At 65.0% G+C, this 16,386-nt stretch carries 19 protein-coding genes and 1 pseudogene; 10 read left to right on the top strand and 10 right to left on the bottom strand.

All coding sequences use genetic code 11. The features are described from left to right. The coding region (locus BLV07_RS48330) for a transposase (protein WP_210187806.1) at window positions 1-304 on the top strand (304 nt) is incomplete at its 5' end. 114 nt (window positions 305-418) lie between these two features. On the opposite strand, the gene BLV07_RS18495 is transcribed toward BLV07_RS48330, so the two are convergent. Continuing rightward, window positions 419-2,500: a methyl-accepting chemotaxis protein gene (locus BLV07_RS18495; RefSeq protein WP_091888153.1), complete on the bottom strand. Its 2,082-nt coding sequence runs from the start codon at window positions 2,498-2,500 to the stop codon at window positions 419-421. Between the two features lie 91 nt (window positions 2,501-2,591). Next, window positions 2,592-3,031, bottom strand: a pseudogene (locus BLV07_RS18490) (DUF1810 domain-containing protein). Window positions 3,032-3,232: 201 nt separating this feature from the next. On the opposite strand from BLV07_RS18490, the gene BLV07_RS18485 reads away from it, so the two are divergent. From BLV07_RS18485 to BLV07_RS18475, 3 genes are all read left to right on the top strand, one after another. Further along, window positions 3,233-4,183 (top strand): DUF2778 domain-containing protein, encoded by a 951-nt coding sequence (locus BLV07_RS18485; RefSeq protein WP_502690093.1) that lies wholly within the window; start codon window positions 3,233-3,235, stop codon window positions 4,181-4,183. A gap of 66 nt (window positions 4,184-4,249) precedes the next feature. After that, window positions 4,250-4,507 carry a hypothetical protein gene (locus BLV07_RS18480; protein ID WP_024338019.1) on the top strand — a complete coding sequence of 86 codons (258 nt, stop codon included), beginning with the start codon at window positions 4,250-4,252 and terminating at the stop codon, window positions 4,505-4,507. Window positions 4,508-4,714: 207 nt separating this feature from the next. Beyond that, a complete protein-coding gene (locus tag BLV07_RS18475) occupies window positions 4,715-5,806 on the top strand; it encodes a TRAP transporter substrate-binding protein (RefSeq protein ID WP_091888149.1) in 1,092 nt (363 codons plus the stop codon). Window positions 5,807-5,950: 144 nt separating this feature from the next. Here BLV07_RS18475 and BLV07_RS18470 read toward each other — a convergent pair whose 3' ends face one another. From BLV07_RS18470 to BLV07_RS18445, 6 genes are all read right to left on the bottom strand, one after another. Continuing rightward, the gene (locus BLV07_RS18470) at window positions 5,951-6,733 is read right to left on the bottom strand and encodes an ABC transporter ATP-binding protein (protein ID WP_091888147.1); all 783 of its coding nucleotides are present in this window, start codon (window positions 6,731-6,733) and stop codon (window positions 5,951-5,953) included. Beyond that, complete coding sequence (locus BLV07_RS18465) at window positions 6,721-7,776, bottom strand: dihydrodipicolinate synthase family protein (protein WP_091888145.1); 1,056 nt, start codon at window positions 7,774-7,776, stop codon at window positions 6,721-6,723. Before BLV07_RS18465 ends, BLV07_RS18470 begins: the two co-directional genes overlap by 13 nt. 6 nt (window positions 7,777-7,782) lie before the next feature. After that, complete coding sequence (locus BLV07_RS18460; protein ID WP_091888143.1) at window positions 7,783-8,604, bottom strand: GNAT family N-acetyltransferase; 822 nt, start codon at window positions 8,602-8,604, stop codon at window positions 7,783-7,785. Then, a complete protein-coding gene (locus tag BLV07_RS18455; RefSeq protein WP_091888141.1) occupies window positions 8,591-9,628 on the bottom strand; it encodes an NAD-dependent epimerase/dehydratase family protein in 1,038 nt (345 codons plus the stop codon). The genes BLV07_RS18460 and BLV07_RS18455 overlap by 14 nt, the downstream gene beginning before the upstream one ends. A gap of 17 nt (window positions 9,629-9,645) precedes the next feature. Beyond that, entirely contained in the window at window positions 9,646-10,416 is a 771-nt protein-coding gene (locus tag BLV07_RS18450) for an ABC transporter permease (protein ID WP_091888139.1), read from the bottom strand. A gap of 81 nt (window positions 10,417-10,497) precedes the next feature. Continuing rightward, window positions 10,498-11,145 carry a TetR/AcrR family transcriptional regulator gene (locus BLV07_RS18445; protein ID WP_091888137.1) on the bottom strand — a complete coding sequence of 216 codons (648 nt, stop codon included), beginning with the start codon at window positions 11,143-11,145 and terminating at the stop codon, window positions 10,498-10,500. A gap of 101 nt (window positions 11,146-11,246) precedes the next feature. Here BLV07_RS18445 and BLV07_RS18440 point away from each other — a divergent pair, with 101 nt between their 5' ends. The 5 genes from BLV07_RS18440 to BLV07_RS18420 all read left to right on the top strand — a co-directional run bounded on the left by BLV07_RS18440 (window position 11,247) and on the right by BLV07_RS18420 (window position 14,705). Beyond that, window positions 11,247-12,263: an ABC transporter substrate-binding protein gene (locus tag BLV07_RS18440; protein ID WP_091888135.1), complete on the top strand. Its 1,017-nt coding sequence runs from the start codon at window positions 11,247-11,249 to the stop codon at window positions 12,261-12,263. Window positions 12,264-12,535: 272 nt separating this feature from the next. Then, window positions 12,536-13,231 carry a septum site-determining protein MinC gene (gene minC, locus BLV07_RS18435; protein WP_091888133.1) on the top strand — a complete coding sequence of 232 codons (696 nt, stop codon included), beginning with the start codon at window positions 12,536-12,538 and terminating at the stop codon, window positions 13,229-13,231. Between the two features lie 21 nt (window positions 13,232-13,252). Beyond that, the gene (minD, locus tag BLV07_RS18430; protein ID WP_018644673.1) at window positions 13,253-14,068 is read left to right on the top strand and encodes a septum site-determining protein MinD; all 816 of its coding nucleotides are present in this window, start codon (window positions 13,253-13,255) and stop codon (window positions 14,066-14,068) included. After that, a complete protein-coding gene (gene minE, locus BLV07_RS18425) occupies window positions 14,065-14,346 on the top strand; it encodes a cell division topological specificity factor MinE (protein ID WP_091888131.1) in 282 nt (93 codons plus the stop codon). Before minD ends, minE begins: the two co-directional genes overlap by 4 nt. 173 nt (window positions 14,347-14,519) lie before the next feature. Continuing rightward, window positions 14,520-14,705 (top strand): hypothetical protein, encoded by a 186-nt coding sequence (locus BLV07_RS18420; RefSeq protein WP_027572193.1) that lies wholly within the window; start codon window positions 14,520-14,522, stop codon window positions 14,703-14,705. 21 nt (window positions 14,706-14,726) lie between these two features. Here the strand turns inward: BLV07_RS18420 and BLV07_RS18415 are convergent, their stop codons facing one another. Together BLV07_RS18415 and BLV07_RS18410 are read right to left on the bottom strand one after the other, a co-directional pair. Beyond that, on the bottom strand, window positions 14,727-14,975 hold the full coding sequence (locus tag BLV07_RS18415; protein ID WP_091888129.1) for a hypothetical protein: 249 nt from the start codon (window positions 14,973-14,975) through the stop codon (window positions 14,727-14,729). Window positions 14,976-15,083: 108 nt separating this feature from the next. Then, window positions 15,084-15,476 carry a hypothetical protein gene (locus BLV07_RS18410; protein WP_091888127.1) on the bottom strand — a complete coding sequence of 131 codons (393 nt, stop codon included), beginning with the start codon at window positions 15,474-15,476 and terminating at the stop codon, window positions 15,084-15,086. Window positions 15,477-15,602: 126 nt separating this feature from the next. On the opposite strand from BLV07_RS18410, the gene BLV07_RS18405 reads away from it, so the two are divergent. Next, window positions 15,603-16,385 carry an SDR family NAD(P)-dependent oxidoreductase gene (locus BLV07_RS18405; RefSeq protein WP_091888125.1) on the top strand — a complete coding sequence of 261 codons (783 nt, stop codon included), beginning with the start codon at window positions 15,603-15,605 and terminating at the stop codon, window positions 16,383-16,385. The last annotated feature ends 1 nt before the right edge of the window (window position 16,386 follow it).

Raw genomic sequence — 16,386 nt, 5'->3', positions numbered from 1 at the left:
GACGCAGATGCGCCGCCGGGCCGAACTCGCCGAACACCCCTTCGGCACCCTCAAATGCCGGGCGGGCTACCGCCACTTCCTCGTCCGCGGCTTCGACAAGGTGCGCGGCGAATGGAGCCTGATGGCGCTCTGCTACAACTTCTCCCGCGTATTGAGCATCCTCGGAATCGACAGCTTCATGGCCTATCTGGCCAATTGCCATCCACATTGGGCGTTCTGGCTGCTTAACGCCGTCACCCGCCTACAAGCCACGGCACCGCGCTTCCAAGCAAAAATACGCCCGACCCTCGGCTACGCCATATAATCAGGGGCGAAACACAATTCTTGCCCACTCTCGAAGCGCAATCCGGGAAATCGCACGTCAACGGCACCGCCCCGGATTTCGCTTTCGCTCCATCCGGGCTACGAATCCGCGCGCTTACGCGGCCCTGACCTCGCCGAGGAAGCGGTCGAACTGGCCGGCGAGATCGCGCGACTGGGTTGAGAGCTGCTCGGCGGCGCCCAGCACCTCCCTGGCGGCAGCTCCCGTGTCGTCGGCGGCGCGCTGCACGCCGGAGATGTTGCTGTTGACCTCCTGGGTGCCGCGGGCGGCTTCCTGGACGCTGCGGGCGATCTCCTTGGTCGCTGAGCCCTGTTCCTCGATCGCAGCCGCGATCGCGGCGCCGATCTGGTCGATCTCGGCGATGACGTCGGCGACGTTGCGGATCGCGGCCACGGTCTCGTCGCTCGCGGACTGGATCGCCGTGATCTGCTCGGAGATTTCCGTCGTGGCCTTGGCGGTCTGGCCGGCCAGTGACTTCACTTCGGAAGCAACCACCGCAAAGCCGCGGCCGGCATCGCCCGCACGGGCGGCCTCGATGGTCGCGTTCAGTGCGAGCAGGTTGGTCTGCTCGGCGATGCTCTGGATCAGCGTGACGACGTCGCCGATCTTCTGCGCGCCCTCGGCGAGCGCGCGCGCGGTATCGCCGGTGCGGCGAGCATTGTCGACGGCGCGGGCGGCAATCTCGGTGGATTGCGCGACCTGACGGCCGATCTCCGCGATCGAGGAGGTCAGCTCCTCGGTGGCGCTGGCAACCGTCTGCACATTGGTCGAGGTCTGTTCGGAGGCGGCGGCGACGATGGCGGCCTGGCTGTTGGTCTGGGCCGCCGTCGACGTCATCGACTGCGCGGTGGTCTCCATCGTGGAGGAGGCGCTCGAGAGGCCGCCGACGAGCTCGGTGATCTTGGCCTCGAAGGCGCGGGTGAGGTCGTCGAGCGCCTGGGCGCGGCGCATCTTGCCGTCATTCTCGGCCTGCTTCTCGGCCGCAAGCCGGTCGGCCCGGATCATGTTGTCCTTGAACACCTGGACCGCGGCGGCCATCGCCCCGATCTCGTCGGAGCGCTCGGCGCCGGGGATGCCTTCTGCAACTTCGCCGTCGGCGAGCCGCGACATCCGCGTCGTCAAGCTGACGATCGGCGCGCAGACGCGGCGGCGGACGGTCACGACGAGGCCGATGCTAGCGATCAGTACGGCGGCAAGGCCTGCAAGCGCGATGGTGAAGCTGGTGCGCGCGGCCGAAGACGCGCCGGCGAGGATCTCTTCGGCGTTGTCGTAGAAGGCGTCGCGAACGCCGATGATGGTGCCGAGGCCGCGCTGCGTGGCGGCGTAGTAGGCGTCCACGTCGTGCTCGTACTTGCCGCTGACCGCACCGTCCTTCACCAGCTTGAGCTCGCGGCCGAACTCCTCGACATAGGCCGCGTTGAACTTCTCCAGTGCAGCGGCGACGTTCGCCGGAGTCGCTGGATTGCCACGTAATTCCTGCAGCGCCATCACGATCTGATCGTTGCGGCCCTGCGAGCGGCTGATCTCGGCCTTTTCGGCGTCGGTCGCCGGCTTCTTGCCGCCGACGAGATTCTTGTGCAGGCTGGAATTGAAGCCGCCGACGTCACGCAGCGTCATCGCGATGTTGGCGTAGCTGGCCTGCCGGTAGGCGTCGCCGTTGAGAATAGCCATGCGGCGGACCTGCTCGTTGAGCAGCGCGGTCACGCCGCCGTTGAGCACGGCATTGTCGGCGACGATCTTCTTGGCGGCATCCTTGCGCGCCTCTGCAGGCCCCGCGAGCGCCTTGTCGATGGCCTCGCGCAGCGCCGTGAATTTCGCGTTGATGCCGTCGATGTTGCTGCCGATCGTGCTGCCGTCGTCGAAGGAGCCGGGCAGCTCCTTGCGCAACGCGTTCATCCTGTCGCGGGCGCCGTCGGTCTGCCTGCGCAGCTTGTCCTGCTCGGCGAGCAGCGCAGGATCGATCGTGGCGGGGCCGTACAGGATGTTGGTGGAAAAGCCGCGCTCGGGATTGAGATAGCGCGGGATGTCGCTGGCAGCGCGAACGATCGCCAGGCGGCCTTGCGCCTCGCTGATCCGCTCCATCGTCTGATATTTCGTCACGGCAACGTAGACGGCGAGGCCGCCGCCGACGGTCGAGAGCGAGACGATGGCGGTGGTCAGGAGCGTACCGATTTTCATGATCTGTCCGGCAATTGGCGCGGGAGAATTATTGTGCGCGAAAGATAGGCAGGCGATGTTAATCCCGGGTTTACGCTGGTGGCCGCGCAACTCAGCCGGATGCCCGGTCGAGCTTGGCGAGGATCTCCAGCGTGGCGCCGTCGCGTTCGCCCGCGAAATATCGGGCGATCGCCTGATCGAAGACGGGCTCACGGGACACCGCACCGAACAGTGTCATCGACGAGCGGAATTTCGCATCATCCGGCGCGCCAGGATTGCGTTGATGGTCCGCCCCTGAACGGCGAGCACGAGCCTGGTGCATTCGATCAGGCGCACCCCGAGGACGGGATGGGCGAGGTAGGCCTCGGCCTCCGTACGGGAGCCGATGGCGTAGCGCTGCGACATGGCGCTGAAGCCGAGGCCCGCGACCTGCGGGAAGATGAACCACATCCAGTGAGTCTGCTTCCGGCCCCGGGCCAACTCGCCCTGGACGTCGCGATAGACCGGGTCCTGGGCCCGGACAAAGCGGTTGAGATCGAACGGATCGGTCATTGGATACCTCAAGAAGCCGTACCGGACCCCTCGCCGGCCGCGATTATGCCTAACTTTTGGCTCCCAATGTGGTAGCTGGTATAGAGTCTCCGGGTGGGGGTTGGGCGCCCCCGGGGTCGATTTGGGGATCTGATGGTTTCCGACGCAGCACATGCCGAGAGGCTGTTGTCGCGCCGCCGTGTCGGGCGAGCCGAAAAGATATTGCTGTCTCTGGCAGCGATCGCGCTGGCGCTTGGCGCTGCCGCGTGGGTTGCGGATATGGGCGATTCGACCCCGCTGGTGTCCGCCGCGTTGCCGCCGGCCAATGCCCTTTCATTCGAGGACCGTTTCGCTTCGGCCTCCGGCAATCCGCCCGCCCGCGAACTCGGCCTGCGGACGCTGGAGCGCTCCGCCCTGAACGCGGTCCAGCTCAAGCTTCGCGATGCCAAGGCCATGCTCGCCGAGAAGCTCCAGGGCGATGACTGGCGCTCGACCCTGACCGAGGACGACCAGCCTCCGGCCGAGGAGGCGAGGCCCTCGCAGCGCGCCGACGCCGTCCCGATGCCGCGCTCGCGCCCAGTCCAGGCCGATCTCGCCTCCCAGATCGCATCCAGCCAGGCGTATGCCGACACCAGTCCCCGGGTCGATAACCGCAATTTCTTCGAAAAATTCACCGACAAGATCAAGCTGGCCTCGCTGACGCCCGACAGCGGGTTGTTCAACAAGGCGCCCGATCTTTCGGCCCTCGGCTACGATTCGCGGACGGCGGTCTATGACATCTCGGCCAAGGCGGTTTACTTGCCGGGTGGCGTGGCGCTCGAGGCCCATTCCGGCTTCGGCCCGATGATGGACAATCCCGACCATGTCGATCGGCGGATGGTCGGTGCGACGCCGCCGGCTACCTACGAGCTGAAGCCGCGCGAAAAGCTGTTCCACGGCGTTCGGGCGCTGCGCATGACTCCGGTCGAAGGCACCAGCGCGCTCGGCCGCGTCGGCCTGCTCACCCACAATTACATGCTCGGACCGCGCGGCGATTCCAACGGTTGCGTCTCGATCAAGGACTACGACCGTTTCATCAAGGCCTACGACAATGGCGAGTTCAACCGTCTGGTCGTGGTGCCGAATCTGCGCGGGTCTGCGACCGCCTCGCAGCGCGCGAGCACCGATTCCTGATCTTTGCCTGCCGCGGCGGGGCTGCCGTTTCCCCTTCGTTAAATCGTCCTCGTCCAGAAGCAGCCCATGAGTGATCCATCAAGTTCCGAGACCCCGCTGCGCACGACGTTCAAGATCAAGCTGAACGGTGACACGCTGGCGATTGCGACCGTCGGCCAAGCCTATCAGTTCCTGACCAATTTCAAGTCGGTGGAATGGATGGAATTCCGCTCGCTGCATGAAGATGCGGTCGCGGCGCTGGAGGGCGCTGCCGGTAACGCCATGCTCGCAGTGCAGGCAACCAACGCCGTGCGTGCGCTGTTCGTCAGCGCGAAGCTGCTCTAGCGACAGCTTCGTAGCCCGGATGGAGCGAAAGCGTAATCCGGGTCGTGCGCGTCAGTGGCACCTTCCCGGATTGCGCTGCGCTCCATCCGGGCTACAGACCTTTTCTGTCACAGCTTGAACTCCGCCATCGGAACGGGCAAACGGTCCGCGAAGACCGCAGCCCAAGCCAATATGTTTGAAAACTGACTTCAAGGGAGAGACCCCATCATGAAACGCCGTACATTTCTCAAGGGCGGCGCGGTCGCCGGCGCGACGACACTGGTTGCGGCCCCTGCGATCGCGCAAGGCGCGCCCGAGATCAAATGGCGCCTGACCTCGAGTTTCCCCAAATCGCTCGACACCATCTACGGCACGGCGCAGACGTTTGCGAAATACGTCGCGGAAGCCACCGACAACAAATTCCAGATCCAGACCTTCGCCGCCGGCGAACTCGTGCCCGGCCTGCAGGCGCTCGATGCCGTCAGCACTGCCTCGGTCGAGATGGCGCAGACGCCGCTCTATTTTTACATCGGCAAGGAGCCCGCGCTGGCCTATGCCACCGGCGCACCCTTCGGCATGAACCATCGCCATCAGGAGTCATGGTGGCACTTCGGCGGCGGCGCCGGCCTCACCAACGAAGCGCTCAAGCCTTTCAAGGCGCACGCCATCCTCTGCGGCAATTCCGGCACCCAGATGGGCGGCTGGTTCCGCAAGGAGATCAAGACAGTCGACGACCTCAAAGGCCTCAAATTCCGCATCGCCGGCATGGGCGGCCATGTGCTGGCGCGGCTCGGCGTCGTGCCGCAGCAGATCGCCGGTGGCGATGTGTATCCCGCCCTCGAGAAGGGCACGATCGATGCCGCCGAATTCGTCGGTCCCTATGACGACGAGAAGCTCGGTTTTCAGAAGGTCGCCAAATACTATTATTTCCCGGGCTGGTGGGAAGGCGGCGCCATGCTGCACATGATCGTCAATGACGAGAAATGGGCCTCGCTGCCCAAGCAGTACCAGGCGATCGTCAACCAGGCCGCATCGGCGGCCGGCGCCTGGATGCTCGAGAAATACGACAGCGTCAATCCGGCGGCGCTCAAGCGCCTGATCACCAATGGCGCGGAGCTGAAGGCGTTCCCGCAGCCGGTGCTGGAGGCCTGCTACAACGCGACCCAGGACCATCTGAACGAGCTCGCCGCCAAGAGCGACCTGTTCAAGCGGACCAAGGACAGCCACGACGCCTATATGAAGGAGCTGCTGTTCTACACGCAGATCGCGGAAAACTTCTACGACAACTATCTGCTCAGCAAGACGCGCAACAAGAGCTGAGCTTGAGGGGCGCGGTGCCGCGATTGCGCCGCGCTCCCGTAGGGTCGGCAAAGGCGCACTTGCGCCGTGCCCACCACGACTTGCTCGACTGGCCCTGGTGGGCACGCTTCGCTTTGCCCACCCTACCGGACCTGAGCAAGCGGTCTACGCCGCGCCTAGTCCTAGCTTCGCATAGATCCTTCGCGCATATGCACCGAACGCATCCGTGGTCTTCAGCGGAAGGTCGCGCGGGAAGGGCAGGTCGATCGCAAAATAATCGGCCATCTTCGCAGGTCCCGCGGTCAGCACGGCGCAATGCGAGGACAGGAAGACGGCCTCCTGGATCGAATGCGTGACGAAGATGATGGTCTTGCCGCTCTCGCGCCAGATCCGCAGCATCTCCAGATTCATCTGCTCGCGCGTCAGCGCATCGAGCGCGCCGAACGGCTCGTCCATCAGGATCAGCTTCGGATCGTGGATGAAGGCGCGCGCGATCGCGGTGCGCTGCTGCATGCCGCCGGAGAGCTGCTGCGGATATTTCTGCTCGTAACCGGCCAGCCCGACCAGATTGAGCAGATCGCGCGCCCGTTCGCGTGCGGCCCTCATCGGCAGGCCGACGATCTCGGCCGGCAAGAGCACGTTGTCCAGGATGGTGCGCCACTTCAGGAGCAGCGCCTGCTGGAATACCATGCCGATGTCGCGGGTCGGATCGAACGGGCTCTTGGCATTGCCTATTCTCACGGTGCCGCCGTCGGCGCCGTGCAGGCCGGCCAATATCTTCATCACCGTGGTCTTGCCGCAGCCGGACGGGCCGACCAGCGAGACCAGCTCACCTTCCTGCACGTCCATGGTGACGTCGGAGACCGCCAGGAATTCGGCACCGCCGCTGCGGTAGACTTTCCGGACGCCTTGCAGGCTGATGAAAGGCTCTTCGGTCATGCCAGCCATTTGTTCAAATTGGCGGCGACGAAGGCATCGTCGCTGAGATCGGCGTGCTCGCGAGTGACGCGATCGATCTCCTGCTTCTGGCCGGGGCTGAGACCCTCGTTCGGATCGAGGCACCACAAACCTTCCATCAGGCCCTGCCGCCGCAGCACCTCGTGGCAACCGGCGATGCAGCCGTGAAAATTATTGGCGACGTCGAAGAACGCGCTGTTGCAGTCGGTGACGCGGGCATCGAGTGCGAGCAGGTCAGCCGGAACGCTGTCCTTGTGCCGCGCGGCCTTGCAGCGCTCGAACTGTTTGATGGCGCTCGCCGTCCACACCGACCAATGGCCGAGCAGGCCGCCTTTGAAATAGGTGCGTGTGGTGACGCCGTTGTCGCGCAGGTCGAACGGCAGCATCAAGTCGAGCAGGATGTGGTCGTCATTGCCGGTGTAGAGTGCGACGCGGTCGAGCGCGCCGGCCGCGGCGACACCGCGGAGCACGTCGAGCGTGCGATAACGATTGAACGGCGCGATCTTGATCGCGACGACATTGTCGATCGAAGCGAAGCGCTGCCAGAACCGGCTCGACAGGATGACGCCGCCGACGGCCGGCTGGAGGTAGAAGCCGACCAGCGGAATCTCGGCGGCGATCGCGGTGCAATGCGCGATGATCTCGTCCTCGGAGGCGTCCCTCATCGCTGCGAGGCTGAGCAGGCCGGCGTGATAGCCGATGTCGCGTGCAGTGCGGGCCTCAGCGGTGGCCTGGCTGGTTGGGCCGGCAAGGCCTGCGACCATCGCCAATGGACGCTTGGTCCAGCTCGCGGCGGTCTCGGCGGCGAGCTCGAGCACGGGACGGTAGAGGCCGACGTCGCGGATCGCGAATTGTGTCGTGTGCACACCGACGGCAAGGCCGCCTGAGCCGGCGTCGATGTAATAGCGCGTCAGCGCGCGCTGATGCGTCTTGTCGAGCTGGCGCTCGGCGGTGAGGGCGAGGGGATGCGCCGGCAGCACGGTGCCCTCGGCGATCAGCTTGCGGATGTCGCTGTTGATCTGGCTGTGATGCATGATGTCCTATCCGAATTCAGGGCCGGCGACGGCGAATGGCGTTTCTTCCGCAGCGATGGTGGCGGGGCCGAACCGCATGCGCTGGAACGGCCGCTCGATGGTCCAGCCCGAGGCGGTCAATCCCTCCAGGAACGCGCCCTGCGAGGCGACTGCGTCGAGCAGGAGCGGCCGGTCCTCGGACCCCGCGATCGCGTGAATGAGAGCCAGCGCTTCGGCTGCATGATTTGCGAACAAGGGGCCGATATGGCGCGCGGTTCTGCCGTTGCGGACCAGCGCGATGCATCCGTTTGCTGCGACGATGCGTGACCCCGGGCGCTGTGCAAAAGCGGTCAGTAGAGCGGTCCGATCGAAACCTGTGACGCGCCGGTCGCGGGCACAAAGCGCCTCGAGCGTTGCGGCTGATGGAGCCGGACCGGGCGCCTGCGCGGATTTCACCAGCTTCAGCCGGCGCAATTGCAGGGTCGGCGTGAACCCAAGCGGCCCGTAGACGGCGGCGCCGTCGGGCGTCGCATCGAGCCAGCTCGTGAGACCGTTCTTGCGCGCTGTTTCCAGGCAGGCATCGACGAGGCGTGTTGCAAGGCCGCGGCGCCGATGCGTTGCGGACACCAGCACCATGCTGATCCAGGCGTTGTTGCCGGAATAGGGCAGCAGTGCTGCGGTCGCCACCAGTCGCGCGCCGTCGCGGATGCCGAACACGACACCGTCGCGCAGGAAAACACGCCAGTCCTCTTCGGTCTGGTTCCAGTGCGCTTCCGTCGACAGCGCCAGCCCGGCGATCGCATCCTGGACAACGAGCTTGATGATTGGCGGGCCGTCAGTAGCGTCCATCGCGCACCTCGTATTTGGTGGGCTTGCCGAGGCTCGGCATGGCGCGGGAGACCCAATCCGCGGTCCAGGCGATCAACTGCTCGGTGTCGACGACGGGCAGGCCGAACAGCTCGACCGCCTTCGACGTGTCGGTCAGCCATGCCGTCGGCTCTTCCTTGCCTGTCAGCACCGGCGCGCGGCCGAACCTTGCGCCGAATTTTTGCGCGAGATCGCGCACCGCCAAAATCTCGTGGCCACTGACATTGATCGGCGAGGTCGGCGTCGTGCAATGGGCAAGGCAGCGCAGCGCCTGGGAGGACGCATCGCCCTGCCAGATGAAGTTGACATGGCCCAGGCTGACGTCGATCGGCGTGCCCGTGAGCACCTTCGTGGCGATATCGTGCAGCACACCGTAGCGCATGTCGATCGCGTAATTGAGCCGGAACAGGCGGCCCGGTGTCGAAAACTTGCGCGAAAAATACTCGAACATGCGCTCACGGCCGACGCAGGACTGGGCGTACTCGCCGGGCGGGTTCGGCACCATGTCCTCGGTCGAGCCTTTGCCGTCGACGGGCACGAAGGGATAGATGCAGCCGGTCGAGAACGCCACGATGCGGGATGAGGGGAAGGCCTGCGCGACCAGGGCCGGCACATGCGCGTTCATCGCCCAGGTCAGTGACAGATCGCCCTCGGCGCCGAATTTGCGGCCGGCCATGAAGATGATGTTGGGCGCCTTCGGCAGCGCTTGAATTGCGCTCTCGTCCATCAGATCGCAATTGATGGTCTCGACGCCGCGCGCATGCAGCCAGTCCTTGACGCTGGCATCGCTGAAGCGCGCGACGCCAATGACGCGGCGATCCGGCACGGCGGCTTTCGCGAGCCCCGCCAGCGTTGGCCCCATTTTGCCGGCGACTCCGAGGATCATGATGTCGCCCTCAACCTTGGCGAGGTCGTCGATCAGCGCCTGCGTCGGCCGGCACAGGAGCTCGTCGAGCGCAGCGACATCCGGAATGGTCTTCGGCAGCGTCTGACGGGAGAGCAGCATGGATTTGGTCCTTGGTCTTAGTTCTGCCTGGCGTCGCCGACCACGAACATGCGTTCGAGGGCGAGCACCAGGCCGTAGAGAGCGACCCCGAGCAGCGTCAGCATCACGACCGCCATCACCATCGCCGGCGTATCGAGCGAGGACTGCACCTGGATCATGAGGTAGCCGAGCCCGCGCTCCGAGGCGATGAACTCGCCGACGATGGCGCCGGCGACCGCAAGGATGGCGCCGACCTTCATGCCGGAGAAGATGTAAGGCAGCGATCCCGGCAGCTGGATCTTGCGGAACAGCGTCCAGCGCGAGCCGCGCAGCGATTTGACGAGATCGAGCAGGTCAGGCTCGACCTCGCGCAGGCCGCGCGCGGTGGTGAGCAGGATCGGAAAGAAGCAGATGCTGAAGGCGATTAGGATGTTCGGCACGATGCCGTAGGAGAACCAGACGATGAAGAGCGGGCCGAGCGCGACCTTCGGGATCATGTTCAGTGTCACGAACAGCGGCAGCAGCACGAGGCTGAGCAGCGGCGCCCAGCTGAAGATCACAGCAAGCGCGACGCCGACGAAAGCGCCGAGTGCGAAGCCGCCGAGGATCTCGATCGCCGTCACCAGCGTGTTGGCGCCCCAGGCATAGCCTGCGGTTCCCAGCGTCTGCACGGTGGCAAGCGGCGAGGGCAGGATGAATTTCGGCACGTGGAAGGTATCGACCGTGACCTGCCAGAGCACGAGCACGGCGAGGTGCACGATCAGGATGATCGCAAAGCTGCGCGAGGTGCGGGCCGCGCCTCCTGTCACCGGTTGCTCCCTGTTGCCGCGGTCACCTGCCGCTGCGACGAGCCTAACCGGCCTTCAGGGAAGTTTCAACCAGTTGGTTGATTATGGCCGGAGCGACTGCAGCACCAGATCGGCGACGTGCCTGCGGCGGGCGCGGCGCTGGGCTCGGCTCGACAGGTCCTTGCCGAAGATCGCCGACAGCGTCGGCGTATTGGAGAAGAAGAAATAGCTGAGGCCCGCGATCGAGATGTACAGCTGGACCGGATCGATCCCCTTGCGGAACACGCCCGCGCGCACCCCTTCGTGGAGGATGTGGGAGACGCTTCTCACCAGCGGGGAATGCATCGCTTCCAGCCGCCTCGAGCCGCGGACGTGGCGGGCGCCGCCGCGGTTCTCGTCGTTCAAGAGCACGATGAAATCAGGGTTTGCCGCCAGGTGGTCAAATGAGGCTTCGATCAGCCTGCGGATCGCCTTTTCCGGCGGCAGGCCTTCGAGATTGAGCCTGCGCTCCTGCTCGCGAATATCCTCATAGACCCATTCGAGCACGGCGAGGTAGAGCGCGTCCTTGTCGCCGAAGTAGTGATAGACGAGCTGCTTGTTGACGCCGGCACGCTCGGCGATCTCGTCGACGCGGGCCCCCGCAAAGCCGTGCCGGGCGAATTCCAGGCGCGCCGCGGTGAGTAGCTTGTTACGGGTGGCGACGGGATCGCGGCGCTGCGGCACGGTGTCGCCAGATCGTTTTGCGGGCATTTCCAACCAAACAGTTGACAAGTTGGGGGCGGGCTTGTTGCATTGGTATCCTCACATGGGGAGAGCGACAAGCCGGGGTCGCGGCGATGAGGAGAGGTGCGATGAAGCATTTGCAGGCGGCGGGCTCTGCCCTGGTGTTGGCCCTGATGCTTGGTGTGTCGGCGGTGTCCGCGAGCGCGGGCGAGGCGGTCAATCTGATCCTGAACTGGACGCCGACGGCCGATCACTCGCCCTATTATTACGCCAAGGCGCAAGGCTGGTACGAGAAGGCCGGGATCGATCTGACGATCGAGACCGGCAAGGGCTCCGGTGTCTCCGCCGCCAAGGTCGGCTCCGGCGGTTCGCCGTTCGGCGTCGCCGATCTCGCCACCATGCTAGTGGCCAAGAGCAAGGGCGCCGACGCCGTTGCAGTGATGAGCGTCTATGCCAATACCGGCCAGACCTTCTACTGGCTGAAAAGCTACGGCGTGAACGGGGTGAAGGATTTCGCCGGGCACAAGATCGGCAATCCGCCGGGCGACGCCTCGCGCGTGATGTGGCCGGCCTTCGCCAAGGCCGCAGGCCTTGCGCCGGACTCCGTCGGCTTCGTCAATGTCGGGCCGACCGCGAAGATCGCAGCGCTGAAGAGCCACACCGTCGACATCATCAGCGACTTCTACAACGAGCATGATCTGAAGGTGATCGAGTTCGGGCCCGATCTCGGCTACGTCAACTGGAAGGACATCGGGCTCAATCCTTACGGCAATTCGCTGATCGTCAACGGCACCTATCTTCAGAAGAATCCGAAGGTGGTCGAGGCATTCGTGCGCGTCACGCAGAAGGCCTTTGCGGCCTGCGTCGCCGACGTCACGCCCTGTCTGAAAGCGCTGCTCGATCAGGTCTCCGGTCTCGACAAGGAGAACCAGGAGCGCCAGTGGGAACGCATCAAGTCCCTGATGACCGACGAGTTCACGACGACGAAGGCGCTCGGCTGGATCGACGGCGAGCGGATGAAGAAAGACTATGAGCTGGTCAAGACCTATCTCGGCATGGAGAAGCCGTTCGACGTGACGACGGCGTTCACGACCAAGATGCTGGATCCGAGCATCAAGATGGATGCGAGCAAGGTGAAGAAGTAGGGGGCTTGCCCCACATGCGACTGTCATGCCCCGGCTTGACCGGGGCATCCAGTACGCCGCGGCCTTCGTTTGATCTACAGCCGTCTCGGAATACTGGATCGCCCGGTCAAGCCGGGCGATGACAGCTTTATGCTGGGCGAGAGCTCCCGACCAACGTCCTCTGGCCAGCCCAACTCCAGCTGTCTCACATGACCCGACAGAGAAATTAACTCGCCGTTAACCACATTCGCCGCATCGTTAACCATTCAATAACGGGGAACGAGTCGGCCGCTATGGAGGCTGCAGCAAAAGTCCAACGCCAAATGGTGCGCCTGCGCGGGCGCTCCTACGTGGCCTTCGTGTTCGTGCCGACGGTTCCGATCCAGGACTGGCTCCAGGAGATCGATGCCACGATTGCGCGCTCGCCAGGCTTCTTTGCCGGCCGGCCCGTGGTGATCGACCTGTCCTCGGTCGACCTGAGCCAAGCCGGCATCACCCATCTGCTGACCAGCCTGCAGGACCGCAACATCCGCGTGCTCGGCATTGAGGGCGTGGAGGGCGGCCGGCTGACGCCATCCATGCCGCCGCTGCTCTCGGGCGGACGCAGCTGCGTGGTCGAGCCGAGCGCGCCCAAGAAGGCTGATAAAGTCCAAGCCAAGCCGACCTCGCTGCTGCTCGAAAACCCGGTGCGCTCGGGCCAGACCGTGATCTTCCCCGAAGGCGACGTCACCATTCTCGGCTCGGTCGGCTCCGGTGCCGAGGTGGTCGCCGGGGGCTCCATCCACGTCTACGGCGCGCTGCGCGGCCGCGCCATGGCAGGCGTGAACGGTCACACCAGCGCGCGCATCTATTGTCAGAAGATCGAGGCCGAACTGCTTGCAATCGATGGATTTTATCAGACTGCCGACGACATCGACGCCGCCTTGCGCGGCAAGCCGGCGCAGGCCTGGCTGCAGGGGAATACCATGCGAATTACAGCACTGAACTGACCAGCAAAGGAGACATTTCAGATGAGTAAGGTACTGGTCGTGACATCAGGCAAGGGCGGGGTCGGCAAGACCACGACGACCGCCGCGCTGGGGGCTGCGCTCGCGCAGCGCGGCGACAAGGTCGTGGTGGTCGATTTCGACGTCGGCCTGCGCAATCTCGACCTCGTCATGGGCGCCGAGCGCCGCGTCGTGTTCGACCTCATCAACGTGGTGCAGGGCGTGGCAAAGCTGCCGCAGGCGCTGATCAAGGACAAGCGGCTGGAGAATCTCTGGTTGCTGCCGGCTTCCCAAACCCGCGACAAGGACGCGCTGACGGAAGAGGGCGTAGGCAAGGTCATCGCCGACCTGCGCAGCCGGTTCGACTGGGTGATCTGCGACAGCCCGGCCGGCATCGAGCGCGGCGCCTCCATGGCGATGCGCTTCGCGGACGAGGCCGTGATCGTGACCAATCCGGAAGTCTCCTCGGTGCGCGATAGCGATCGCATCATCGGCATGCTCGATTCCAAGACGGTGCGGGCCGAAAAGGGCGAGCGGGTCGAGAAGCACATTCTCATCACCCGCTACGATCCCTCCCGCGCCGCGCGCGGCGAGATGCTGACCATTGACGACATCCTCGAAATCCTTGCCACGCCCTTGCTCGGCATCATTCCCGAGAGCCAGGACGTGTTGAAGGCCTCCAACGTCGGCACGCCGGTGACGCTGTCGAACGCGGATGGAGCGCCAGCGCGAGCCTATATGGACGCGGCCAAGCGCCTCTGCGGCGAGAACGTGACGATGCACGTTCCCGCCGAGCGCAGAGGTCTGATGGACCGCCTGCTGCGACGGAGGGCTGCATGAGCATGGGTCTGCTTCGACTTCTCCGCGGCAAGAAAGCCACTGCACCCGTCGCTCGCGAACGGTTGCAGATCCTGCTTGCCCATGAACGCGGAATGCGTGGCCAGCCCGATCTGCTCGGTGTGCTGCGTGAGGAAATTCTCGCCGTCGTGTCCAAGCACGTCACGCTGGACCCGACCAAGGTCATCGTCCGGCTCGAGCGCGGCGACGAGGTATCGACTCTGGAGGTCGATATCGAGGTGCCCAACGATATCGAGCGCAAGCGCGTGGCGGTCGCGTAGGGGACACGGCCGACGCGTCCAAATTGGGGTGGGTGAGAAGGCGGTCCGCCGGGCATGGCGGGCCGCCTTTGTCGTGCGCTCAGGTGGCGGCACGGAACGAGCCCCGGGCTCAATCGTTGTGAGAGACTCGCGGGAGCGATGCACCGCGGTTTCCATCCACCGGGAGAGCGCCCATGATGTCCGAGGTCCAGGTCCACACCGTCGCGCGGCAGATGCTGGAACAGCACGGATTCGCTGCGATTGCGAAGGCCGCCGAGCAGGCGCAGGCCTGCGAGGGCCGCGGCGAGGCCGAGGAGGCCAAGGAATGGCGTCACATTGTCGACGCCATGAAGATCATGCGCGGTCCGCACCAGAGCTGACAGTTGTAAGCCAGGGCGCGCTCAACGCTCCTCGCGGTCAACGCCTTGCTGCGGAGTGCGATGCTGTGTCTGGGGCTGCGCGCGCTCGCCGGTCTCCTTGCAGGGAAGGGGTTCCCACGATCCGTCAGGCGCCTGCTGATAGGCGCTACAGGGCGACGAGGTGGATTTTTCCTCGCCTTTCTGAGCATCGGAATTTTTCGCCAGCACGGGCGCGGTCAGCACCGTGGCGGCCGCAATCGCGCCGGCGAAAACGAAATGGATACTCCGCATGAGGGCTCTCCGGTTCGAATTCGAAGAGGCATGGTGTGGAGGATTGTGACGATTGTTAGCCGAAGCAACGGTTCGTCGCAGCGTGCTTAACGCTGCAACGGTCGCCTGCTAGCCGCCCTTGCTGCGGATCAATCCGGCGAGGTTGGTCTTCTGGGCCTCGCACCAGCCGGGCATGCCGAGGCGGCGCTGGTCCATGTCGGTCGCCTGGGTCGCGACTGCGACCTCCGCCATCAAATCATCGTCCTGCTTCTCGCCCATCTTGCCGCCGGTGTGCATCCAGGCGATCGCCTTACGCACTTTCTCGGTGGTGCCGTCGGGCAGGTGCATCTGCTGCGCCTTCTGCACGAGGTCCTGATAGACGAGATCCGTGCCCGGACATTCGACCTTGGCGGCGAAGGCCTGCAATACCATCGTCACATAGGTCGAGCGCGGCGGTGCGTCGGCCGCCTGGGCCGGTGCAGCCAGCAGCAAGAGGCCCGTCATCAGAAAACCGGTGCGCATCCTTGGTATCTCCTCCGTTTTTTGAGAGGCTAGCGTCCGGCGCGCCGCTCTGCAATGGGAGCGGAGCGCAATTGTCGTCCCTCCGTGCGGTGCGCTAATCTGGCGCTCCCGGCCCAGGAGCGCGACATGAGCCTGTTCAGCACGCCATTCGATCCCGCACGCGACACCGCACTCGTCACCGGCGCGGGCAACGGCATCGGCCGGGCGATCGCGCAGGCCCTGGTCGGCGAGGGCGTGCGGACCGTCTTCGCCGATATCAGCTCCGAGCGGGTAGAGGCCGCCATCGGCGCGAGCAAGAGACCCGAATTGGCGGTGTCCTGGATCGGCGATCTCGCCAGGCTCGAGGCATGCGATGAGCTGCTGGCCGCCGCACAGGGGGCGCTCGGGGAGGTCACGCATTTCGTCCACAGCGCGTCTCCGCCGCGGCGAGAGGCGGACCATGCGCTCGCGGTCGATCGCAGGACCTGGCAGGAGATGCATGCCGTCAATCTCGATGCCGGCTTTCATCTGGCGCGCGAGATCGCGAAACGGCTGATTGCGGCGAAGCGGCCGGGCTCGTTCCTGTTTCTCACCTCGCTGCATGCCGGCACGCCGCGCAATTTGCCGCACTATTCGACAGCGAAGGCGGCAATGGCAATGCTGGTGAAGGAGCTCGCCAAGACGTTCGGCCAGCACGACATCCGGGTCAACGCGCTGGTGCCCGGCGCGATCGCAGCCGGCGGGTTCGTCGCGGATCCCTCGCTGGCGCAGCACATTCCGCTCGGGCGTCTCGGCGAGGCCGATGATCTCGCGCCGATGGCGCTCACCGTCTTGTCGAACAAGCTCTCCGCTTACGTCACCGGCGCAGCCTTCGTTGTCGACGGCGGGCTGTCGCTGACGAACTGGTTCGAACCGCCGGTGCTAGATTAGC

Origin of the sequence: Bradyrhizobium sp. Rc2d, assembly GCF_900099855.1 — a bacterium.
GTDB lineage: Bacteria > Pseudomonadota > Alphaproteobacteria > Rhizobiales > Xanthobacteraceae > Bradyrhizobium.
Note: the sequence above shows the minus strand (reverse complement) of the source record. Positions and strands in the feature narration are given on the sequence as shown.